This is a genomic window from Phenylobacterium sp., from assembly GCF_030651185.1.
Classification (GTDB): domain Bacteria; phylum Pseudomonadota; class Alphaproteobacteria; order Caulobacterales; family Caulobacteraceae; genus Phenylobacterium.
Window position 1 is genome coordinate 177,786 of sequence record NZ_JAUSCJ010000029.1, and the last position, 20,789, is coordinate 198,574.

17 protein-coding genes are annotated in these 20,789 nt (G+C 69.1%); 9 read left to right on the forward strand and 8 right to left on the reverse strand.

The window, feature by feature from the left end; genetic code table 11:
* Nucleotides 1–69 precede the first annotated feature (69 nt).
* Nucleotides 70–903 carry a 5'-methylthioadenosine/S-adenosylhomocysteine nucleosidase gene (locus Q7J39_RS14095; RefSeq protein ID WP_304826161.1) on the forward strand — a complete coding sequence of 278 codons (834 nt, stop codon included), beginning with the start codon at nt 70–72 and terminating at the stop codon, nt 901–903.
* A gap of 22 nt (nt 904–925) precedes the next feature.
* Nucleotides 926–1,291 (forward strand): EthD domain-containing protein, encoded by a 366-nt coding sequence (locus Q7J39_RS14100; RefSeq protein WP_304826164.1) that lies wholly within the window; start codon nt 926–928, stop codon nt 1,289–1,291.
* On the opposite strand, the gene Q7J39_RS14105 is transcribed toward Q7J39_RS14100, so the two are convergent.
* From Q7J39_RS14105 to Q7J39_RS14125, 5 genes are all read right to left on the reverse strand, one after another.
* On the reverse strand, nt 1,288–2,469 hold the full coding sequence (locus tag Q7J39_RS14105) for a pentapeptide repeat-containing protein (protein WP_304826167.1): 1,182 nt from the start codon (nt 2,467–2,469) through the stop codon (nt 1,288–1,290). The two genes, Q7J39_RS14100 and Q7J39_RS14105, sit on opposite strands and share 4 nt — an antisense overlap.
* A 229-nt stretch (nt 2,470–2,698) precedes the next feature.
* Entirely contained in the window at nt 2,699–3,856 is a 1,158-nt protein-coding gene (locus tag Q7J39_RS14110) for a pentapeptide repeat-containing protein (RefSeq protein ID WP_304826170.1), read from the reverse strand.
* A 136-nt stretch (nt 3,857–3,992) separates the two neighbouring features.
* Nucleotides 3,993–5,171, reverse strand: a complete 1,179-nt coding sequence (locus Q7J39_RS14115) for an NAD(P)/FAD-dependent oxidoreductase (protein WP_304826173.1) — start codon at nt 5,169–5,171, stop codon at nt 3,993–3,995.
* 2 nt (nt 5,172–5,173) lie between these two features.
* Nucleotides 5,174–5,812, reverse strand: coding sequence for a DsbA family protein (locus tag Q7J39_RS14120; protein WP_304826176.1), 639 nt, complete (start codon nt 5,810–5,812; stop codon nt 5,174–5,176).
* A gap of 222 nt (nt 5,813–6,034) precedes the next feature.
* Nucleotides 6,035–7,117 carry a S41 family peptidase gene (locus tag Q7J39_RS14125; RefSeq protein WP_304826179.1) on the reverse strand — a complete coding sequence of 361 codons (1,083 nt, stop codon included), beginning with the start codon at nt 7,115–7,117 and terminating at the stop codon, nt 6,035–6,037.
* A gap of 146 nt (nt 7,118–7,263) precedes the next feature.
* Between Q7J39_RS14125 and Q7J39_RS14130 the strand changes: the two genes are divergently transcribed.
* Nucleotides 7,264–8,505: a glutamate carboxypeptidase gene (locus Q7J39_RS14130; RefSeq protein WP_304826182.1), complete on the forward strand. Its 1,242-nt coding sequence runs from the start codon at nt 7,264–7,266 to the stop codon at nt 8,503–8,505.
* A 156-nt stretch (nt 8,506–8,661) separates the two neighbouring features.
* A complete protein-coding gene (locus Q7J39_RS14135) occupies nt 8,662–9,081 on the forward strand; it encodes an N-acetyltransferase (protein WP_304826185.1) in 420 nt (139 codons plus the stop codon).
* Between the two features lie 68 nt (nt 9,082–9,149).
* Here Q7J39_RS14135 and Q7J39_RS14140 read toward each other — a convergent pair whose 3' ends face one another.
* From Q7J39_RS14140 to Q7J39_RS14150, 3 genes are all read right to left on the reverse strand, one after another.
* Entirely contained in the window at nt 9,150–12,059 is a 2,910-nt protein-coding gene (locus Q7J39_RS14140) for a TonB-dependent receptor domain-containing protein (protein ID WP_304826188.1), read from the reverse strand.
* A 384-nt stretch (nt 12,060–12,443) separates the two neighbouring features.
* Nucleotides 12,444–13,076 carry a hypothetical protein gene (locus Q7J39_RS14145; protein ID WP_304826192.1) on the reverse strand — a complete coding sequence of 211 codons (633 nt, stop codon included), beginning with the start codon at nt 13,074–13,076 and terminating at the stop codon, nt 12,444–12,446.
* 29 nt (nt 13,077–13,105) lie between these two features.
* A complete protein-coding gene (locus Q7J39_RS14150; RefSeq protein ID WP_304826195.1) occupies nt 13,106–16,726 on the reverse strand; it encodes a hydantoinase B/oxoprolinase family protein in 3,621 nt (1,206 codons plus the stop codon).
* A gap of 71 nt (nt 16,727–16,797) precedes the next feature.
* Here Q7J39_RS14150 and Q7J39_RS14155 point away from each other — a divergent pair, with 71 nt between their 5' ends.
* The 5 genes from Q7J39_RS14155 to Q7J39_RS14175 all read left to right on the forward strand — a co-directional run bounded on the left by Q7J39_RS14155 (nt 16,798) and on the right by Q7J39_RS14175 (nt 20,769).
* Entirely contained in the window at nt 16,798–17,496 is a 699-nt protein-coding gene (locus Q7J39_RS14155) for a DnaJ family molecular chaperone (RefSeq protein WP_304826198.1), read from the forward strand.
* A gap of 101 nt (nt 17,497–17,597) precedes the next feature.
* Nucleotides 17,598–17,885, forward strand: coding sequence for a hypothetical protein (locus Q7J39_RS14160; RefSeq protein WP_304826201.1), 288 nt, complete (start codon nt 17,598–17,600; stop codon nt 17,883–17,885).
* A 216-nt stretch (nt 17,886–18,101) separates the two neighbouring features.
* Nucleotides 18,102–18,389, forward strand: coding sequence for a putative quinol monooxygenase (locus Q7J39_RS14165; protein WP_304826204.1), 288 nt, complete (start codon nt 18,102–18,104; stop codon nt 18,387–18,389).
* An 11-nt stretch (nt 18,390–18,400) separates the two neighbouring features.
* Nucleotides 18,401–19,624, forward strand: a complete 1,224-nt coding sequence (locus Q7J39_RS14170; RefSeq protein ID WP_304826207.1) for an acyl-CoA dehydrogenase family protein — start codon at nt 18,401–18,403, stop codon at nt 19,622–19,624.
* Nucleotides 19,621–20,769 carry a serine hydrolase gene (locus Q7J39_RS14175; protein ID WP_304826210.1) on the forward strand — a complete coding sequence of 383 codons (1,149 nt, stop codon included), beginning with the start codon at nt 19,621–19,623 and terminating at the stop codon, nt 20,767–20,769. Before Q7J39_RS14170 ends, Q7J39_RS14175 begins: the two co-directional genes overlap by 4 nt.
* Nucleotides 20,770–20,789 lie beyond the last annotated feature (20 nt).

Genomic DNA, 20,789 nt, shown 5'->3' on the forward strand with positions numbered 1-20,789 from the left:
TAGGACGAAGAGGGCCGCCGCCTTCCGACAGGCGTGGTAGGCATGGCGTTTACAGCGCCGGGAACAGCCATGCATATCGACGACACCCCCCGGATCGCGGTGCTGGCCGCCATGGCGAGCGAGCTGACGGCCCTGCGCAAGGCGCTCACCGAGCCCGCCGAGCATGGGGTGGCCGGCGCGGCCTTCACCACCGGCATGCTGGCCGGCAAGGCGGTGGTGCTGGCGGGCTGCGGAGTGTCGATGGTCAATGCGGCCATGACGGCCCAGCGCACCCTGGACCTGTTTAACGTGACCCATCTGGTGGTGAGCGGCTGCGCGGGCGGGGTCGATCCGGACCTGAAGGTGGGCGACGTCTTCGTGGCCAGCCAGTGGGGCCAGTACCTGGAGGTGGTGATGGGCCGCGAAGGCCCCTCAGGCTACGAGCCGGCCTCGGGCATCCCCAGCGGCTACGGCAATTTTGGCATGATGTTCCCCAAGCCGGTGACGGTGACGGGGCCGGACGGCGAGACCGAGCGGCGGTTCTGGTTCCCCGCGGCGCCGGCCATGCTGGCGGCGGCGCGCAAGCTTTCGGCGGCGGTGGTGCTGTCAAAGGGCGCTGGCGCGGCGCAGTTGGACAAGGCGCCCAAGGTGGTGGTGGGCGGCAATGGCGTGTCCGGCGCGGCCTTCGTCAACAACACCGAGCTGCGGGACTACGTCTTCGCCACCTTCGAGGCGGGCGTGCTGGACTGCGAGAGCGCGGCGGTGGCCCATGTCGCGTGGTGCAACGCCAAGCCGTTCGTGGCGGTCCGTGGGTTGTCGAGCCTGGCCGGCGCGGGGGACGGAGACAAGCTCTATACCGCCTTCAACCAGCTGGCCTCAGACAACGCGGCCCTGGTGACGATGGGGATCCTGCGGGCGCTATAGTCGCGCTAAAGAGGAGACGCCGATGATCAAGCTGACCTTCGCCCTGGTGCGCCTGCCGAGCCTGAGCCGGGAGGACTTCCAGGACTATTGGCTTAGGACCCACGCGCCTCTGGTGGCCAGCGTGCGCGAGGTGCTGGGCATCCAGCGCTATGTGCAGATGCACAGCCTGCCCGACGAGATGTCCGAGCCCTTGAGGACCAGCCGCGACGCGCCGGCTCCTTATGATGGGGTGGCGCAGCTCTGGTACGAGAGCCTGGAGGCCCTGGGCGAGTTGATGGTGACGCCCGAGGCGCAGGCGGCGGGCAAGCTGCTGTTGGAGGACGAGCGGAAATTCATCGACCACGCCCGCTCGCCGCTCTGGTGGGGCCAGGAGCGGGTGATCTTCTAGGCGGCGACGTCGAACCGCGCGTTGGTGGCGTCGGCGTCGGCGAGTCGATCCTGCGAAAGGTGAGCTCCCCGGCAATCGGCGAAGCGCAGCTGCGCGCCGGACAGGTCGGTGGGGGTGCTGCGGGGCCCGATCACCAGGTCCTGCAGGAGAGCGCCGCGCAGGTCGGCCCGGACGAGATTCGCGCCGCCGAGCCGCGCGCCGCGAAGGTCGGCGCCGCGCAGGTCGGCCGATCTAAGGTCCGCCCCTTCGAGATTGGCCGCCTGCAGGTCGGCGCCCTGGAGGTTGAGCCGGATGAGGATCGCGCCGGGCGCCTGCAGGCCGGTTAGCTGGGCCTTCAGCAGGGCGTCGCCCACCACCCGCAGGTCCGCGCCGGCCAACTGGGCGGCGTCGCCCTGCTTGCCCGCGGTGAGGCACCAGACCTGGTGGCCGGCCAGGGCCTCCATCAGGGCCGGGCGACGGGCCATGGCCTCGGCGTCCGGCGCCTTGAGAGCCCCGGTCAGGCAGGCGTCGGTGAGGATCGAGCCCGTCAGCTGCGCGCCCTCCATCACGGCGCCGCTGAGGTCGGCGCCCTCCAGATTGACGTCGCGAAAATCGGCGTCCTCCAGAAGGGCGCCGCGCAGTATGGCGGACTTGAGCTTCGCGCCCCGCAGATTGGCGCCGCGCATGGAGCAGTCGGAGAAGTCGGCGGCGAAGGCCGAGGCCTCCTCGAACCGGGCCCGGTTGAGATTGGCGCCGGCCAGGTTGGCGCCGTCGGCCACGGTCGCCCGCTTCTGGCGGCGGGTGGAGGAGGAGGCGAAGCCGTCGACGGTATGGACGGCCAGCTGGCCCGGACGCAGGTCGGCGTCCTGTAGATCGGCGCCCGAGAGGTCGGCGCCGCTGAGCACCACGCCGCGCAGGTCGGCCCGCCTCAGTACGGCCTTGGTGAGGATCGCCCCGGTGAGGTCGCAGCCGAACAGAATCGCCCGGTCCAACCGCGCACCGGCGAGATTGCAGTTGGTGAGGTTGGAGCCGCTAAGGTCGGCGTCGGCGAGATCGCGCTCGGGGGCGGCAAGGCCCGACAGGTCGGCGAAGCGCAGGATCAGCCGGACCCCGCCGGCCTTCCGGGCGATGAACATCTCGTGGGCGACGATCCGCTTGGCGAACTCGGCCTGGGTCAGGGACTGGGAATTGACGGCCATCTTGCTCACCGTCCGAGCCGCGCGCTCAGGAATGCTGAAGCATGTCGACGGTCGATCAATCAAAGATGAATTCAATGGCAGTATAGATGGGGCGTATTGTCGCAGAGCAGGTGTCGGTGTCAGGATCCCAGAGTCGAGTACAATGAAGAGTTGTGTAGCGTAGCCTCTATTATTTGGCTTCGTCTTGCCGAGTCCCGTCGCCGTATTGGCGACTCGCTGAAGTCTGGCCTCAGGCGGCCCGGTCGAAGCGGGCTTCGGCGGCGTCGGCGAGGTCGAGCTGGCCGGGGGAGAGTTGGGCGCCGCGGCAGTCGGCGTAGCTGAAGCGGGCGCCGGTGAGGTCGGTGGCGGTGGTGCGGCCGCCGATCTCCATGTTCGTCAGGATCGCGCCGCGCAGGTCGGCCCGGGCGAGGTTGGCCCCGGCCAGGCGGGCGCCGCGCAGGTCCGCGCCACGCAGATTGGCCCCGCGCAGGTCGGCGCCCTCGAGATTGGCGGCCTGCAGGAAGGCGCCCTCCAGATTGAGCCGCACGAAGCAGGCGCCGGTGGCCTGCAGGCCGGTGAGCTGGCCGGCGGCCAGCGCGTCGCCGACCACGCGGAGGTCCGCGCCCTCGACCTGGGCCGCGCCGCCCTGTTTGCCGTTGGTGAGGCACCAGACCTGGTGGCCGGCGAGCGCCTCCAGCAGGGCCGGGCGCCGCGCGAGCGCCTCGGCCGAGGGGGCGTGGACCACGCGGTCCATGATGGCGTCGTGGGTGGTGGAGCCCATCAGCTGGACGCCGGACATCACCGTATTGGTGAAGTCGGCGTTCTCCAGGTTGGCGCTGGTGAAGTCGGCCTCCTCCAGCAGGGCGTTGGTGAAGTTTGCGGACTTCATCTTGGCGCCGTTCATCCGGGCGCCGCGCAGGGTGGCGTCGGAAAAGTCCGTCGCGTAGGCGGTGTTCACGTCGGCGCGGATGCGGCTGGAGATGCCGTCTGCCATGCCGGCCCGCTGGCGCTGGGAGACCGAGATGAAGCCCTGGGCCGAGTGGGCGGCGATCTGGCCGGGGCGGAAGTCGGCGTCCTGCAGGTCGGCGTCGGAGAGGTCCGCGCCGCAGAGCACCGCGCCGCGCAGGTCGGCGCGGCTGAGGCTGGCGCCGACCAGGTTGGAGCCGCGCAGGTCGCTGCCGAACAGCATGGCGCGGTCGAGGATGGTCCCGGACAGGTCGCAGCCGCGCATGCTGGCGCCGCTGAGGTCGGCGTCGGCGAGGTTACGGCGCGGCATGGCCAGGCCGGTGAGATCGGCCATGGGCAGGATCATCCGGCGCCCGCCCAGACTGCCGGCCAGGAACTTCTCATGGCTGAGCACGTGGCCCACCAGCTCGGCCTGGGTGAATCGTTCTACGGCTTTCTGCACCAAGACCCCACGCGCGTTCGGCCATTCGGGCCGTTCGTGATGAAACCTCACGTTGCGGGCAGAAGATGAAAAAAACTGAACGGGACTTGGTGAAGAACCTGGGACGGATTGACGCACCAAGGCCGGGCTTTGAGGCTCAGGCGGCCTGGCCGGCGCACCAGCCCGACGACCAGGCCCATTGGAAGTTGTATCCGCCGAGCCATCCGGTGACGTCCACCACCTCGCCGATGAAGTAGAGGCCGGGCACGGCGTTCGCCTCCATGGTGCCGGGGTTCAGGGCCTGGGTGTCCACGCCGCCAAGCGTAACCTCGGCGGTGCGATAGCCCTCCGAGCCCACCGGCTTGACGGTCCAGCGGTTCACCGCCGCATCAACGCGGGTCAGCACCTTGTCGGGCAGGTCGGCGATGTTTCCCAGCGCGCCCTCTTCCTCGGCGATCATCTGAGCCAGGCGCTTGGGGAGGTGGTCGGCGAGCACGGTGGCGGTGGCCTGCCGGCCCCGGGTGGTCTTGGCCAGCTTCATGGCCGCCATCAGGTCGACGCCGGGCGCCATGCTGAGCGTGATCTCCTGGCCCTCGCGCCAGTAGGAGGAAATCTGCAGGATCGCCGGACCGGAGAGGCCGCGGTGGGTGAAGAGCATGGCCTCGGAGAACTTCGTCTTGCCGCAGGCCACGACGGCGTCGACCGCCACCCCCGCCAGGGGCTTCAGCCGTTCCAGGGCGCCGATCTCGAAGGTCAGGGGGACGAGGGCGGGGCGGGTTTCAATGAGGGGCAGGCCGAACTGGGCGGCGATCTCGTAGCCCCAGCCGGTGGCGCCCATCTTCGGGATCGACTTGCCGCCGCTGGCCACCACCAGGGACGAACAGGCCACGGTCCCGCCGGGCAGGGCGAGCTCGAAGCCGGTGGCGGTCTTGCTGACCTTGGCGACGGCGGTCCCCAGGCGGAGTTGGACGCCGGCAGCCTTCATCTCCGCCAGCAGCAGGTTGATGATGTCCTTGGCGCTGTCGTCGCAGAACAGCTGGCCCAGGGTCTTTTCGTGCCAGGCGATCCCGTAGCGGTCCACGAGGGCGATGAAGTCTCTGGCCGAATAGCGGCGCAGCGGCCCCTTGGCGAAGCGGGGGTTGGCGGAGATGAAGTTGTTGGGGTTGGCGCCCAGGTTGGTGAAGTTGCAGCGGCCGCCGCCGGAGATGCGGATCTTCTCGCCGGCCGCCTTGGCGTGATCGATCACCAGGACCGAGCGGCCGCGCTTGCCCGCCTCGATGGCGCACATCATCCCGGCGGCGCCGGCGCCCACCACCACGACGTCGAAGGTTTCCATGGCTAGTTGAGCGGTCCGGAGAGCCAGGCTTCCAGCATCGGCACCACGGCGCTTCCCGGCTGGTAGCCGCGGGTGACGACGCCATAGGCGCCGGCCTCGGTGGGGCCGGCGATCAGGGTCGGGAAGCCGGTGACCCCGGCCTGCTGCGAGGTCCCGTAGTCGCGCCAGGTCTCGTGCTTGAGGTCGTCGGTGTCGAAGATGTCGAGGAACCGCTGGCCGTCCATGTCGCGCTCGGTGATCAGGGCGGCCAGGACCTCGGGGTCGGTGATGTTGCGGTTCTGCGCATAGAAGGCCGCCTGCAGGTCGGCGAGGAAGGTCAGGGCCAGCTCGGTGTCGTGGCGGCGGACGAAGACCACGGCGCGGGCCGCCGGGTCGCTGTCGTAGAGGAAGCCTGGGGTGTCGAGGACGGCGGGATCGAAGGGCAGGCCGGACGCCTCCGTCACATGATGCCAGTGGCCGGCCAGTTCAGTCTTGGCCTTGTCGGTCATGGGCGTGTCGGTCCCCGGACGCAGGCCGCCCATGATCAGCTGGATCGGCAGGGCGCGGCCGAAGGTCCTGCGGATGTCGGCGATCACCGGTGAGAAGCCGTAGCACCATGAGCACATGGCGTCGGCGAAGTAGATCAGGTGCGGCGTTTCCATGGTGGGTGAGTGTAACACCAGGGGCGGGGGCGTCGTGAGGGGGTTTGTGCGGCGCGATCCTTCTCCCCTTGCGGGAGAAGGTGGCCGGTCGGAGACCGGTCGGATGAGGGGTCACGCTCCCCTCTCCGCGCGAACTGCAACGCCCTAACCCGAGAGGCCTATCAACCCCTCATCCGACCCTGCTCCGCAGGGCCACCTTCTCCCGCAAGGGGAGAAGGAAACTCAATTGGGATGCGCGCCCGCAGCCTTGGCGAGCTTGAGGGCCTCGTCGAGGGCCTGGTCGGTGGGAACGGCGACGTCGGGGGTGACGCCCTTGCCCTCCCAGTCCCAGCCGGTGTCCTGATCATAGGTGCGGCCGATCGGGATGAAGGCGGCGAAGCGGGTGTCGAGGTTGATGGTCCCGCCGTAGTGGCCAGCGCCCCGGGTGGTCTCGCCCACCAGGGTGGCGCGGTGGGTGCGCTTGAAGGCCAGGGCCAGGTGCTCGGCGGCCGAGGCCGAACGGCGGGAGGTCAGGTAGTAGACCGGGACCTTCTGCAGGCGGGTCTCGGTGGTGTCGGGAATGACGACGTGGTCCTGGGCGACCACGGTGGAGGCCGAGGGCTGGCGGACCAGGGTGGGGCCTTCCTCCAGGGTCCCGCCGTCGTCGACGCCGGCGCGGGTCTCCATGCGCACGAGATGGGTGGTCCTGGCGTAGAGCAGGGGCAGGATGGCGTTCATCTCGTCCAGGCCGCCGCCCCGGTGGGGGCGGGCGTCGATGATCACCGCGCGCGCGTCGGCATGGGCCAGCAGGAAGCTCCGCGCGCCCTGGACGCTGGCGGGTTCGCCGGTGAACTGGTTGAAGCGCAGATAGGCCACGTCGCCGATCATTCGGGTCTCCTCCAGGCCGGGCGGGCCGGAAGGCCGGGCGCTCATCGGCACGTCGGCGGGGGGCGGTCGGCGGGTCTGGAAGGCGCTCTCCAGGGCCAGGCGCAGGTGGCCGTCCGGGGAGACGGCCTGGAGGTCGGCGGTGACCTTGTCGCCGAAGGCGACGGGATCGGTGAGCTGGTCATAGGCGCCGGCGGCCTGGTTGGCGCGCAGCATGGCGGCGTAGCGGGCGCCGACCTCGGGGAAGACGAAGATCTGGTCCAACTCGTAGGCCAGCTTCTCGATCACCCGGGCGCGCTCGGCCGCGTCCATGGCGGGCGGCGGTGAGGGCGGGATGGCCAGCAGGGCCTGCATGAGGGGCGGCAGGGTGGAGGTGTCCTGGGCGGCGGCGCCCGTGGCCACCAGAAGGGCCGCGCTGGCGGCCAGCAGAAGATGACGCATGACGGAATCCCTATCTCCCTGGCGGCTTAGAGGCGCCTGGGGCGGCGAGCAAATTAAGCTCCGGTAAGCTTGGCCGAGCCCGGTTTCCCCTTGATCGCGCGGGCGTGACGGCCACACTCCGCGCCTTGAGTTTGGAGAGTGATCGAATGCGCACGATGAGGGTTGCGATGGCGGCCGTGGCCGCCCTGCTGGTTGGCGCCGGTCCGGCCCTGGCGGCGGGCAAGGACGCCAAGGTGTGGGCGGCCGCCGAGGCGGGGCGCGCGGGTCAGCTGGAGCTGCTGAAGCAGGTGGTGAACATCGACAGCGGCACCGGCGACATTGAGGGCGGGCGCAAGGTCGCCGCCGTGCTGATCCCCCGGCTGAAGGCGCTGGGCATGACCATCGAGAGCGTGCCGGCGGAAATCCCCGGCCTGCCGGAGAACACGGTCGCCACCCTGACCGGAACCGGCAAGGCCAAGATCCTGATGATCGGCCACATCGACACGGTGTTCGGGCCCGGCACGGTGGCCAAGTGGCCATACTCGGTGGAGGGCGACCACGCGCGCGGCCCCGGCGTCGCCGACGAGAAGGGCGGGGTGGTGGAGGGGCTCTATGCGCTGCAGATCCTGCACGACCTGGGGTTCAAGGACTTCGCCAAGATCACCTACCTGATCGAGACCAGCGAAGAGCGGGGCTCGCCGGGGACGCGGGCGCTGATCGACAGGCTGGTGCGGGCCCACGACGTGGAGCTCAACCTGGAGCCCGGCGACGCGCCCGATGTGATCACGGTGTGGCGCAAGGGCTCCTCGACCATGAACATCGACGTCAAGGGCCGCGCGGCCCATGCGGGCGTGGCCCCGCAGGACGGCCGCAACGCCGCCGTCGAACTGGTGAACCAGCTGGCCACGGTGGAGAAGTTCCCCCACTCCGGCGACGGATTGACGGTGAACCTGACCATCATCAACGCCGGCTCGCGCTACAACATCATCCCCGAGGACGCCCGCGCCCAGATCAATATCCGCGCCCGCCAGAAGAGCGACTTCGACAAGGTCGAGGCGACGCTCAAGGAGAGCGCCGCAAAGACGGTGGTGCCCGACACGGTGGTCACGATCACGCGGGAGAATTCCTTCCCGCCCCTGGCCAACAACCCGGCGACCGACGCCCTGGCCGTGCGGGCCCAGGCGATCTATGCGGGCCTGGGGCTGAAACTGGCCACCGGCGGCAATGGCGGGGCCTCGCAGTCGGCGCTCGCCTATGAGGCCGGGACGCCGGCCCTGGACGGGCTGGGTCCGGTGGGCGGCGGCTTCCACTCCGAGAAGGAATATATGGACCTCAAGTCGGTGACGCCGCGGCTCTACCTGCTGACCAAGCTGATCATGGACCTGAGCGCCAACCCGCCGAAGAAATAGCGCGCTTTCCCTCGCGCGCGGGCGTCGCTAGCCTGCCCTGATGATGATCGGTTTCGTCGCGGTCTGACCGCGCCTGCAGTTGGTTCGACCTGATCCCGCGTGGCCCCCTGGGTCGCGCCAGAGCGCCTGTGCGCGCATCATCTGAAAGACGAAAACATGGACCTGATCATCCGCGGGGCCGCGAACCCTGACGACGCCTACATGCCTATCTGGGCGCCCCTGCTGGCCTTCAACCAGAAGACGGTGGGGGACGCGCAGGGGCTGCCCTTCGCCTTGACCATCAACCAACCCGACAGCGAGGAAGTGCTGGGCGGGCTCTGGGCGCTGTCGCTGTGGGGCTCGTTCTATATCGGCCTGGTGGTGACGCCGGAGGGCGGGCGCGGCGAGGGGCTGGGAACCGAGCTGATGGCCCGGGCGGAGGCCGAGGCGGTCGCCCGAGGCTGCCGCAACATGTGGCTCGACACCTACGCCTTCCAGGCGCGGGCCTTCTATGAACGGCTGGGGTTTGCGGTGTTTGGCCAGATCGACGGGCCGGCGCCGATGTTCCCCAGGTACTTCATGCGTAAGGACCTTTAGCAGTCAAAAAGAAGGGCGGCGTCCTTGGACGCCGCCCTTTGAGTCAAGTTCTCGAGGGGGAAGAACCTCTAGAACTTTTTGGTGACGCCCAGCTTGAAGTAGCGGCCGAGCGGATTGGCGGTGAAGGGGTCGTAGCTGAGGTCCAGCCGCGCGAAGGACGGGTCAGCGTCGAAGACGTTGATCACCGAGGCCGTCAGCGTGGTCTCCCAGGGCAGGAAGACCCGGTAGCTGAGGTCGTTGGTGATGAAGGCGTCGATCTTCTGGCCCAGCGGGCTGGCGGCCGTGAAGGTCGAGGTGCCAACGCGGGTGTCGATCATCCCGTCGATGTAGCGCAGGGTCCAACGGAGGTTGTGGTCGCCGTTGGTGTATTCGCTGAAGACCGTGGCCTTCCACTGCGGCTGCGAGCCGTAGCCGAGATAGTCCATCGTGCCGGCATAGTCGCGGGCCGGCTTGACGGTGACGCCCTCGATGACCGTGGGGGCGACCTCGTACTTGAGCACGTAGGTCATATCCAGGCCGAAGGAGAGGTCGCCGCCGGCCAGCACGTCGCGGGCCTTGTAGCTGGCCGCGAAGTCGATGCCGCTGGTCTTCAGGTCGGGGCCGTTGACGACGTTCAGACGGGTCCGGTTGATCGCCGAAGGCAGGCAGTCCGGGGTTCCGTCGGAGTTGATGTCGTTGAAGGTGACCCGGTTGCGCAGGCCGGCATAGGAGGCCACCAGGCAGTTGTTCGGCAGGCTCGTCGACGTGCCGTTCGGGAACAGCGCGTTGATGATGCCCGAGCCGCTCTCGTTGTCGATCGGGCCGGCGAAGTCGAAGGACCAGTAGTCGAGGGTGGCGTTGAAGTCGCCGACCTCCAGGATGGCGCCGACGTTCAGGGTGTTGGCCTTTTCCGGCTCCAGGTTCGGATTGCCGTAGACGTCATAGGCCCGGTAGCCGGCCGCCGCGGTGGTGTAGGCCAGCGAGGTGGTGACGGAGGGGGCGATCTGGGTCTGCGGCGGGGCGCGGAAGGTCGAGCCGGCCGAGGCGCGGAAGGCCAGCCAGTCGGTGGCCTGCCACTTCACGGCGACCTTGGGGTTGGTGGTGGCGCCGATGTTTCCGCCGTAGTCCTCGTAGCGCACGGCCAGCGTGGCGGTGAGGCTGTCGAAGATCGGAACCTGCAGCTCGCCGAAGCCGGCGATGACGCCGTAGTCGAGGTTGTAGTCGGTCAGCGGGCCGAAGAACGAGAAGCCGCCGTACCGGTTCACGCAGGTCGCCGCCGGGTTCACCGGAGAGTCGGTGCAGGGGGTGACGGCGATGTTGGTATAGTCGCTGGTCTGACGCTCGATGGAGCTCCAGCGGTATTGCGTGCCCGCGGCCCAGGCCAGGGCGCCGGCGCCGAAGTCGATCGGCAGTTCGCCGTTGAAGACCAGGTCGGCGGCGAACAGCTTGGTGCGGGTCTCGTAGGAATAGTCCTCGAACAGGTAGTCCAGGATCGCCTTGTTGTTGGCGGTCGAGGCCACGTAGTTCGGGTTGGTCCGGTCATCCAGGACGTTGCCCGTCGTGCCGGTGGAGAAGGGGTTGAAGTAGGCGCAGGCGCCGACGCCGGCGACGCCGGTGGAGGGATTGCAGCCCGCGCCGCCCAGGCCGCGCAGGGCGAGCTGGAGACGGGAGATCAGGATGTCCGGAGTGGCGATGTCGCTCCAGTCTTCCATGTAGGTCAGGCCGGCGTCCCAGCCGATGCCGTTCTCGAACTTGCCCTTCAGACCCGACGACAGGCGATAGGCGGTGAACTTGCGCTTATCTTCCTTGCCTCCGTACTCGTAGAGGCCGTTGCCGCCCACGCCGATCGGACGCCAGGCGATAGAGGTGAACAGGCCGGCGGTGGCGGCCGAGGCCGGGGCCAGGCCCTTGGCGATCAGGGCCTGCAGGCTGGGGTTGGACGCCGGGATGAAGAAGCCGTTCCCCTGGGCCTTGGTGGTCAGGCCCGAGGTCGGGAAGTTGTTCGGCGGATAGGACGGCGAGGAGTTCTCTTCCGGCACGTCGTGGCCGGCATAGAGAGCTTCCATGTGGAAGGTGGTGGTGTCGGTCAGCTCGAAGTTGATCTCACCGTAGAGCTGATAGTGCTCTTCGCGTTCCGTCAGGTTGTCGAAGCCGATGTAGTTGAAGTTGCAGCTCGCCGCCGTGCCGGGGCCGGAGATCGCGTTGCAGGACGGGTCGACATAGGGGGTGGTGTAGCTCAGCCCGCCGTTGGAGCTGGACAGGTACAGGCCCGGGTTGCCGAAGCTGGACCAGCCGCCCTGCGGGTTCTCGGTGATGGAGCGAACGGTGTAGTCGCGCTCCAGGGCGTTGAGCTCGGAGCGGTGACGGTAGCCGGCGGTCAGCAGGATGTTGCCGCGATCGCCGCGCCAGCCATAGGCGACGGACGTGCCGTAGTCGCCGTCGGACCCGTCGATCAGCGAGTAGTCGCCGCGGACCTCGAAGCCGTCGAGGTTGGTGCGGGTGATGAAGTTGACCACGCCGCCGATGGCGTCGGAGCCGTAGGTGGCGGCGGCGCCGTCCTTCAGGACTTCCAGGCGGCCGATGGCCGCCGTGGGGATCAGGTTGGTGTCGACCGAGGTCCCGCCGGGGGAGACGGCCATGCGGCGGCCGTTCATCAGCACCAGGGTGCGGGTCGCGCCAAGGCCGCGCAGGTTGATGTTGCCCGAGCCGGTGGTCTGGCCGGCGCCGAACTGGTTGGATTCGCCGATGGCGCCGCTGACCGCGGGGATCGACTTGATCAGGTCTACCGTCGAGGGGGCGCCCTGCTTCTGCATTTCATCGGCGCCGATGACGTTCACCGGCAGGGCGGCGTCTTCCGGGGACCCGGCGATGAAGGAGCCGGTGACCACGACTTCGGAGACTTCGACGTCGTCCTGCGCGAAGGCCTGGCCAGCGGAGAGGGTGATGAGGGTGGCCAGCGCGATAGACGAGGCCCCTGCAAGGTATCTGGTGTTAAGCACGCGTTTCCCCTGTTTCAATATAACTGCGTTATCTGTCTGAATGATGACAGATCGCATCGGGGGTAAGACCGGCAACAGTTGTAAAACTCAAGTCTCTTTTCTGTACGACTTGACGATGTTGGAAGTTATCCCTGACCGTTATGTCAATACTAGTTGAATCTCGCGGTTCAATTTTCGACGTTACGTCAAAAGCGTACTCAAGTTTCGAAAAGGTCATGGAAAAGACGTTTAAAAACAGTCCAGCCGGTCGGTAAAAAGTTGACGCAGGGGCCGAAAGGCCAGGCTGTCGTTTTTTCGCAACAGGGACGCGCAAAACCGCCCCCGGAGTCGGTTCGACAGCCGGGGCGGTTCGCTTACAGCGTCAGAAAATCGAGCGGTGTCGGGTTACCGAGTCGGGGCGTCGGCGCCGGAGGTCTCCGGGGCGGGCTCGACAGGGGTGGGTTCGGGCGCCGGCGTGGGCTCCAGCTCGGCGGGGTCGGTGTTCACCTGGAAGGTCTTGCCCATCAGCTTGGCGCGGTCTTCCAGGGCGTGGGCCGTGGGGACGCAGCGGACCGGCAGGGTCCAGCCCATCCAGTTCTGGGCGACCTGGCGCTTGGGCATGGAACTGGCGGCGTTCCAGGTGGCGTGGCCCTTCTTCACCGCGGCGGCGCCGACGATGTTGATGGGCTTCAGACTGGCGCGCTCGGCGGCCTCCATGGAGCGGGCGAACAGCTTCATGTCCTTCTGGGCCTGGGCCTGGATGGTGGCGTAGGCCGCCAGCTTCTGGGCCAGAGTCGTGTCGGGGTTCACCGGCGGAGCTTTCTCGATCTCGGTGACGTCGGGCATCATCTGGTCGTGCAGATCGACGTAGCCGCGCAGGGCGCCGTAGCACCAGCCCACCAGGCCGTAGTCGTCGCGGGGCGCGCCGGCGGGATAGGGCATGTCCTCGGTGAGCGCCCGGTCGTTGTAGGCGGGGGCGGAGCCAGCGGCGGGCTCGGCGGCGGCGAACAGGGTGAGGGCGGCGATGAGTGCGGACATGGAGCCTTGGAACCTTGAAACTGTGTCGATCAGGAGGCGGGGCGTGATCCGAACCCTCCGCCCCCCGGGGTTTTGATCTCGATCACGTCGCCAAGCTGGACCGTAACGGAGAAACAGCCCGGCAGTTCCTTTACCGCGCCGTCGGATGTGATCAAACGCTGCTCGCCCATCAGGGCCGGGCCGCCGCCGGCGATCCCCTGGGGCGCGTTCTCGCGACGGGTGGAGAGCAGGGCGGCCTCCATGGGCGCCAGGAAGCGGATACGGCGCACGGCGCCGTCGCCCCCCCTGTGTGCGCCGTCGCCGCCGGATCCCCGGCGGATGGCGTAGGTCTCGACGCGGACCGGGAAGCGGCGCTCGAGGATCTCCGGGTCGGTGAGCCTGCTGTTGGTCATGTGGGTGTGGACGGCGCTGGCCCCGTCCGCCTGGGCCGTCGCGCCGGCCCCGCCGCAGAGGGTCTCGTAGTACTGGCGGGTCTCGTCGCCGAAGGTGAAGTTGTTCATCGACCCCTGCGCGTTCGCCATCACGCCGAGCGCCGCATAGAGGGCGTCCACCACATGCTGGCTGGTCTCCACATTGCCGGCCACCACGGCGGCGGGCGGGGCGGGGGCCAGCATGGAGCCGGGCCGGGTCAGGATGTTCAGCGGCGCCAGGCAGCCGGAATTGAGCGGGATGTCGTCGTCCACCAGGGTGCGGAAGACATAGAGGGCGGCCGCATCGACGATGGCCGAGGGGGCGTTGAAGTTGGAGGGCAGCTGGTCGGCGGACTGGCGGAAATCCAGGGTCGCCTCGCCGCCGGCGGCGTCCACCGTGGTGACCACGACGATCTGGCCGCCGCCGTCCATGGGCACGCGGGCCTCGCCGTTGGAGAGTTTGCCGATGGCGCGGCGCACCGAGGCGGTGGCGTTGGCCTGCACGAAGGTCATGTAGGCGGCCACCACCGCGCCGCCAAAGCCGTCGATCATCCCGGCGACCGCCGCCGCCCCCGCCTGGCAGGCGGCGATCTGGGCCTTGAGGTCGGCGATGTTGCGGTCCGGGGCGCGGGAGGGCCAGGGCCCGGTCGCCAGGGCCGCGCGGGTCTCGGCCTCCAGGAAGCCGCCGCCCCGCATGATCGGGATGGCGTCCAGCATCACGCCCTCCTCGTCGATGGTCCTGGAGAAGGGCGGCATGGAGCCCGGCTGCACCCCGCCGACATCGGCGTGGTGGCCGCGGGCGGCGACATAGAAGGCCGCGCTCGCCGCGCCCGGCATGAAGACCGGCATGACCACGGTGATGTCGGGCAGGTGGGTGCCGCCGGCATAGGGGTTGTTCAGGGCGAAGGCGTCGCCGGGCCGCAGGGTCGGGTGGCGGTCGCGGACCGCGCGGACGCTGGCGCCCATGGAGCCCAGGTGAACCGGCATGTGCGGGGCGTTGGCCACCAGGCCGCCGTCCGCGTCGAACAGGGCGCAGGAGAAGTCCAGGCGCTCCTTGATGTTCACCGAATGGGCGGTGCGCTCCAGGGCCGCGCCCATGGCCTCGGCGACGCCCATGAAGCGGCGGTTGAACAGCTCGAGCGTGATGGGGTCGGGGCGGTCGAGGGCGATGGCGCGGGCCTTGGCTGCGCCGGCGCGGGTGAGGCGGATCAGGCCGTCCGCCTGCGCCGTGGCGCGCCAGCCGAGGGGCAGGGCGATCTGGGTGTCGGAGCGGACGATGAGGGCCGGGCCGTCGAGGCTGGTGAGGGCGTCCGCGGCGACGATGGGGGCGGTGACGGTTTGCCCGTGGGCGAACATGCGCACCTCTCCCTCCCCGACCTGGGGAGGCGCAGATCGCGAAGCGATCGGGGTGGGGGAGTGTGGCGGTATTCCCCACCCGTCCGGAGCTTCGCTTCGTCCACCCTCCCCATGAAGGGGAGGGAGGGCGACAGCCTCGGCCTCCACGCTGGCGATCACGATCGTCCGGTCGGGCTCCACGAAGCCGAACAGGCGGCGGTGGGCGGTTTCGAAGGCGGCCCTGACGTCGGCGACCGGGCCCGGCGTGGTGGGGAGTTCGGCGTCGGCGCCGTCGTAGCGCAGGCGCAAGGTGCGGGTGAGCGCGCCGTCGTCGGCGCCCTGATCGGCCAGGGCCTGGCGGGCCTGCGCCTCGACGCCGTCCAGCAGGGCGGCGGCGCGGGTCAGCCCGGTGTCGTCGAGGGCCGCGTCGAGACCCGCCTGCTTCAGGGCGGTCACCCGCGCCTGGCCGATGCCCCAGGCCGACAGCACGCTGCCGTAGCGGGGGCAGAGGACCTCGTCGACGCCCAACGCCTGCGCCACCTGGCAGCCGACCTGGCCCGCCGCGCCGCCGAAGGCCACCAGGGCGTGGCCGCGGGGATCGAAGCCGCGCTCGGTGGAGATGCGGCGCACGGCCTGGGCGGTCTGTTCGACGGCGATGGCGACGAAGCCCTCGGCGGCCGCCTCGACGCTGGCCGCGCCCATGGCCTTGGCGAGCTCTGCGAGGCGCGCGCGGGCGGCCTCGACGTCCAGGGGCGCATCGCCGGCGGGGCCGAAGATGGCGGGGAAGAAGCGCGGATCGAGCCGGCCCAGCACCAGGTTGGCGTCGGTGACCGTGGCGGGACCACCCCGACCATAGGCGGCGGGGCCGGGATCGGCGCCGGCGCTGTGCGGGCCGACCCGGGCGCGCAGGCCGTCGAAGAACAGGATCGAGCCGCCGCCGGCCGCCACGGTCTCGACGTCGAGCATGGGGCTGCGCAGCTTCACCCCGGCGATGGTCGCTGTGTCCCGGCGCTCTAGCCGTCCGGCATAGCGGCAGACGTCGGTGGAGGTGCCGCCCATGTCGAAGCCCAGGGCCTGTTCGGCGTGGGCCGCCCGGGCGGTCTCGGCCACCCCGACCACGCCGCCCGCCGGGCCCGAGACCACGGCGTCGCGGCCCCGGAAGGCTGAGGCCCGCACCAGGCCGCCGGCCGAAGTCATGAAGTAGAGCGGGGCGCCCGCGACGGCCCCGGCCACCTTGTCCACATAGGCGCGCAGCACCGGGGTCAGATAGGCGTCGGCGACGGTGGTCTCGGCGCGGGGGATGTAGCGGGGCAGGGGGGAGACCTCGTGGCTCAGGGCCACGAACTCGAAGCCGGCGGCCCGCGCCAGTTCCCCGGCGGCGATCTCGTGGGCCGGGTTGAGGTCGGCGTGCAGGAAGGCGATGGCGGCGGCGGTGTAGCCCTCGGCGACGGCGGCCTTCAGCTTGGCCGCGAGGTCGTCGTGGTCGAGGTCCGTCACCAGTGCGCCGTCGGCCGCGAGGCGTTCCTGGGCCTCCACGACACCCGAATAGAGCGGTTCGGGGCGGACGATGTTGAGGGCGAACAGGTCGGGCCGCGACTGGTCGCCGATGATGAGCGCATCGGCGAAGCCCTGGGTGGCCACGAACAGGGTCCTGGCGCCGCGCCGCTCCAGCAGGGCGTTGGTGGCGACGGTCGTGCCCATCTTGATGGCCTCCACGCGGTCAGCGGGGAAGGGGGCTCCGGGGCCTGCGCCAAGCACCCGGCGCATGGCCTCGACGGCGGCGTCCTCATAGGCCGGAGAGCTGGACAGCAGCTTCAGCGAGACCTCTTCGCCGTCGTCGGCCTGGCCGATGACGTCGGTGAAGGTGCCGCCCCGATCAATCCAGAAACTCCAGAGTCTGTCCAAAACTTAACCTGCCTGCGGGATGATGCGCGTTGTGTTTGCCGCACTGCGGAACTAGGCTTGTCGATACTCCCATGAGTTTCTGGCGCAACATTGCTGGGCTCGCCGTCCGCCGCCCAGATGGTTGCGAAGACTGCGACGAGTGTCCTCCGGGCCTGCCCGGCGAGGACCCCACCTTCACGACTGCCGTCACGGCCCTGGGCGCCAAGCTCGCCAAGGCCGACGGCCGCGCCAGCGTCGGCGAGTTCGACGCCTTCGCCCAGGTGTTCCAGACCGACGCGGCGTCGGAGCGCAACATCCACCGCCTGTACGATCTCGCCCGCCAGACGACGCGGGGCTACGAGAGCTACGCGATCCGGCTGGCCAAGCGCTACCGCAATTGCCCGACCCTGCTGGAGGACGTGCTGGACGGCCTGTTCCACATCGCCGGCTCCGACGGGGCGGTGAGCGCCGACGAGTTGGTCTATCTGGAACACGTGGCGGTGCTGTTCGGCTTTTCGCCCCTGGTGTTCCGCCGGCTGAAGGCCACCCATCTGGGGCTCAGCGCCGAGGATCCCTATGGCGTGCTGGGGGTGCCCCATGACGCGCCCGACGACGAGGTCCGCAGCGCCTGGAAGGGCGCCTTGATCGTTTCCCACCCGGACCGCGCCCGGGCGCGCGGCCTGCCCTCGGAATTCATCGAGGTGGCGGAATCCAAGGCCGCCTCCATCAATGCCGCCTTCGACACCATCATGCGCGAGCGCCGGGAATTGGCGCTCGAAGGGGTGGCATAACACTGGTTTCGTTGTTTTTTACGTTTTGAAGCGTTGACGACGGGCGCCGCCCGAACAACATAATCGTGCAGCTGCCGGAAGAGGCGGCGCCAGAGGAAGCCATGGTCAGGGAATTCGCCCGCAAACACGGTTCAGCGCTCCGCAGCTTTGCGGTGCTGGGCGGCGCTCTGGCCACCACGGCGGCGGTTGTCATCGCCGCGGCCCTGGCCCTGTTCGCCGCCGCCACGGTGGTGGTGATCGCGGTGATGTCCTCGGCCCTGCTGGCCTTGGCCGGCCTGGCCCTGCGCGCCAAGCGCACGGCCCACGCGCGCCGCGACGACGGGATCATCGAAGCCCGCAACCTGGGCGGCCATCACTGGGTCGCCTACGGCTGGAACGAGCGGCGGTAAGTTAAAACCGCTCATCCCGGCGACGGCCGGGACTCAGATACATCCACCGCATTCCGGATTCCTGGCACAGGCCATGACCTACGACCTGGATCCCGGCCGTCGCCGGGACGCGCGGGGAGGGGAGTGGCCGTCCTCTCAAGCTGACGCTGCGTAGGGCTTGCGGCTCTGAACCACCCCCTCTACCGTCGCTTCAAACAAGCGTTGGGAGAGAACGAGATGATTGGTGTGATCGCGGTCCTGAAGGTCGCCGAGGGCAAGAACGCCGAGTTCGAAGCCATCTTCACCGACCTGGCCAAGCAGGTGCGGGCCAATGAGCCCGGCAACATCGCTTACCAGCTCACCAAGAGCCGCACCGATCCCCAGATCTACAAGGTGCTGGAACTCTATGCCGACCAGGACGCCCTGACCGCCCACGGCGGCACCGACTACTTCAAGGCCGCCGGCGCCAAGATGGGCCCCTGCATGGGCGGCCGTCCCGAGATCGAATACCTCGACGGCGTGTAGGGGAGGGCGCAATGGACCTCGACTTCTCGCAGGGTGACCTCGCCTTCCGCGACGAGGTCCGCGCCTTCATCGCCCAGGCCTTCGACGACGACATGCGGGCCCATATGGGTCAGTCGAAGAACGCCCATATCGACAAGACCGGCCAGGTCCGTTGGTGGAAACGCCTGAACGAGAAGGGCTGGATGGCGCCCGACTGGCCCGCCGAGTACGGCGGGACCGGTTGGACCCATGCCCAGAAGTACATCTTCGACATGGAGATGGCGCTCGCCGGCGCGCCCGACACCTCCAACATGGGGGTGCGGATGTGCGCGCCCGTGGTGATGGCCTTCGGGACCGACGCGCAGAAGACGCAGCACCTGCCGAAGATCCTCGCGAGCGAGGTCTGGTGGTGCCAGGGCTATTCCGAACCGGGCTCCGGATCAGACCTCGCCTCGCTCTCCATGAGGGCCGAGCGGGACGGCGATCATTATGTACTGAGCGGTTCGAAAATCTGGACGACCTATGCCCAGCACGCCGACTGGATGTTCTGCCTGGTGCGGACCTCCAACGAGGCGATCAAGCAGATGGGGATCTCCTTCCTGCTGTTGGACATGAAGACGCCCGGGATTTCCATCGTGCCGCTGCCGACGCTGGACGGGCCGCCGGACGGCGAGCAGGAGATCAACCAGGTGTTCTTCGAGAACGTCCGGGTCCCGGTGGCCAACCGGATCGGCGAGGAAGGCCAGGGCTGGACCTACGCCAAGTATCTGCTGCAGTTCGAGCGCGGCAACGCCTATGCGCCGGGCCTGACCAACATGCTGGCGCGGGTCAAGATGATCGCCGGGGCCGAGCGGTCCGATGGCGGCCAGCGGATGCTGGATGACAGCGATTTCCGCCGCAAGCTGACCGAGACCCAGATCAAGGTCGATGCGCTCAACGCCACCGAGCTGCGGATGTTCGCAGCAAGGACGGCGGGCGAGGCGATGGGGGCGGCGTCGTCGATGTTCAAGCTGGAGGGCAGCCAGGCTCAGCAGGCGATCACCGAACTGGCCCTGGAGGCGGCGGGGATCTACGCCCAGCCCTTCGTGCGCGACACCTTCGCCGAGATCCGCGGCGAGCGGAACGAGCCCCGCGCGGGCCCCGACTACGCGGCGACGGTGGCGCCGATGTACTTCAACTACCGCAAGACCTCGATCTATGCGGGCTCCAACGAGATCCAGCACAACATCATCGCCAAGATGGTGCTGGGGCTGTGAGCTTCGGGGCCTTCGAAGCGGCGCTCGCCAAGTCCGTCGCCGAGGGCAAGATCGCCGGGGCCGTGGCCCTGGTGACCGACCGGAACGGCGTGACCTACGAACACGCGGCCGGCGTCCGCGCGGCGGGGCAGCCGGCGGCGATGGACGCCGCCACCGTGTTCTGGATCGCCTCGATGACCAAGGCGGTGGTGTCGGTGGCGGCCCTGCAGCTGGTGGAGCGGGGCAAGCTGACCCTGGACGGCGACCTGGGCGAGCTGTGCCCGGATTTGAAGGACCTCCAGGTGCTTGAGGGCGTGGCCGACGGCAAGGCCAAGCTGCGACCCGCCAAGGGATTCGTGACCCTGCGCCAGCTGCTGAGCCACACCTCGGGCTTCGCCTATAGCTTCACCCACCCGGAATTCCTCGCCTACTCGCAGACCGAGGGGGCGCTGGATCCCAACTCGGGCAGCCGGGCGGCCCACCGCCAGCCGCTGATGTTCGATCCCGGCCAGGGCTGGATCTACGGCATTGGGATCGACTGGGCCGGGATCGTCATCGAGGCGGCCAGCGGCCAACGCCTGGACGCCTATCTGACGGAGAACATCTTTGGTCCCCTGGCGATGTTCGACACCGGCTTTGCGCTGTCCGAGGGGCAGGCGCCCCGCAAGGCCAGTGTGCATGTGCGCGGACCCGACGGCGCGCTGATCCCCATTCCGTTCGGCATGCCGGCCAATCCTGAGGTGCTGTCGGGGGGCGGCGGGCTCTATTCGACGGCGGAGGACTACGGCAAGTTCCTGCGGATGCTGCTGGGGGAGGGCGGCGGCGTGCTCTCGGCCAAGACCCTGCGCGGCCTGTCGGAGAGCCACAGCGGGAGCCACAAGGCCGGCTTCATCAAGTCGGCGATGGCGGCGATGACCAACGACTTCGACCTCTATCCGCACATGGCCACCGGCCACGGCCTGGCCACCATGATCACGCCGGAGCCCACCGGCGACGGGCGCGGCGCCGGCAGCCTGGCCTGGGCGGGTCTGGCCAACACCTACTACTGGGCCGATCCGGAGGCCGGGCAGGGCGGGGTGCTGATGACCCAGCTGCTGCCCTTCGCCGACCCGGAGGTGCTGACCCTGCTGCGGGCGCTGGAGCGCGGGGCGTACGGGCTGGACTAAGTTCCTCCCCCAGCGCGCGG

What these genes read in the sequence shown, in the direction of transcription:
- Q7J39_RS14095 (WP_304826161.1), top strand. Translation starts at nt 70, where the DNA reads ATGCATATCGACGACACCCCCCGGATCGCGGTGCTGGCCGCCATGGCG.
- Q7J39_RS14100 (WP_304826164.1), top strand. Translation starts at nt 926, where the DNA reads ATGATCAAGCTGACCTTCGCCCTGGTGCGCCTGCCGAGCCTGAGCCGG.
- Q7J39_RS14105 (WP_304826167.1), bottom strand. Translation starts at nt 2,469, where the DNA reads ATGGCCGTCAATTCCCAGTCCCTGACCCAGGCCGAGTTCGCCAAGCGG.
- Q7J39_RS14115 (WP_304826173.1), bottom strand. Translation starts at nt 5,171, where the DNA reads ATGGAAACCTTCGACGTCGTGGTGGTGGGCGCCGGCGCCGCCGGGATG.
- Q7J39_RS14120 (WP_304826176.1), bottom strand. Translation starts at nt 5,812, where the DNA reads ATGGAAACGCCGCACCTGATCTACTTCGCCGACGCCATGTGCTCATGG.
- Q7J39_RS14125 (WP_304826179.1), bottom strand. Translation starts at nt 7,117, where the DNA reads ATGCGTCATCTTCTGCTGGCCGCCAGCGCGGCCCTTCTGGTGGCCACG.
- Q7J39_RS14130 (WP_304826182.1), top strand. Translation starts at nt 7,264, where the DNA reads ATGCGCACGATGAGGGTTGCGATGGCGGCCGTGGCCGCCCTGCTGGTT.
- Q7J39_RS14135 (WP_304826185.1), top strand. Translation starts at nt 8,662, where the DNA reads ATGGACCTGATCATCCGCGGGGCCGCGAACCCTGACGACGCCTACATG.
- Q7J39_RS14145 (WP_304826192.1), bottom strand. Translation starts at nt 13,076, where the DNA reads ATGTCCGCACTCATCGCCGCCCTCACCCTGTTCGCCGCCGCCGAGCCC.
- Q7J39_RS14155 (WP_304826198.1), top strand. Translation starts at nt 16,798, where the DNA reads ATGAGTTTCTGGCGCAACATTGCTGGGCTCGCCGTCCGCCGCCCAGAT.
- Q7J39_RS14160 (WP_304826201.1), top strand. Translation starts at nt 17,598, where the DNA reads ATGGTCAGGGAATTCGCCCGCAAACACGGTTCAGCGCTCCGCAGCTTT.
- Q7J39_RS14165 (WP_304826204.1), top strand. Translation starts at nt 18,102, where the DNA reads ATGATTGGTGTGATCGCGGTCCTGAAGGTCGCCGAGGGCAAGAACGCC.
- Q7J39_RS14170 (WP_304826207.1), top strand. Translation starts at nt 18,401, where the DNA reads ATGGACCTCGACTTCTCGCAGGGTGACCTCGCCTTCCGCGACGAGGTC.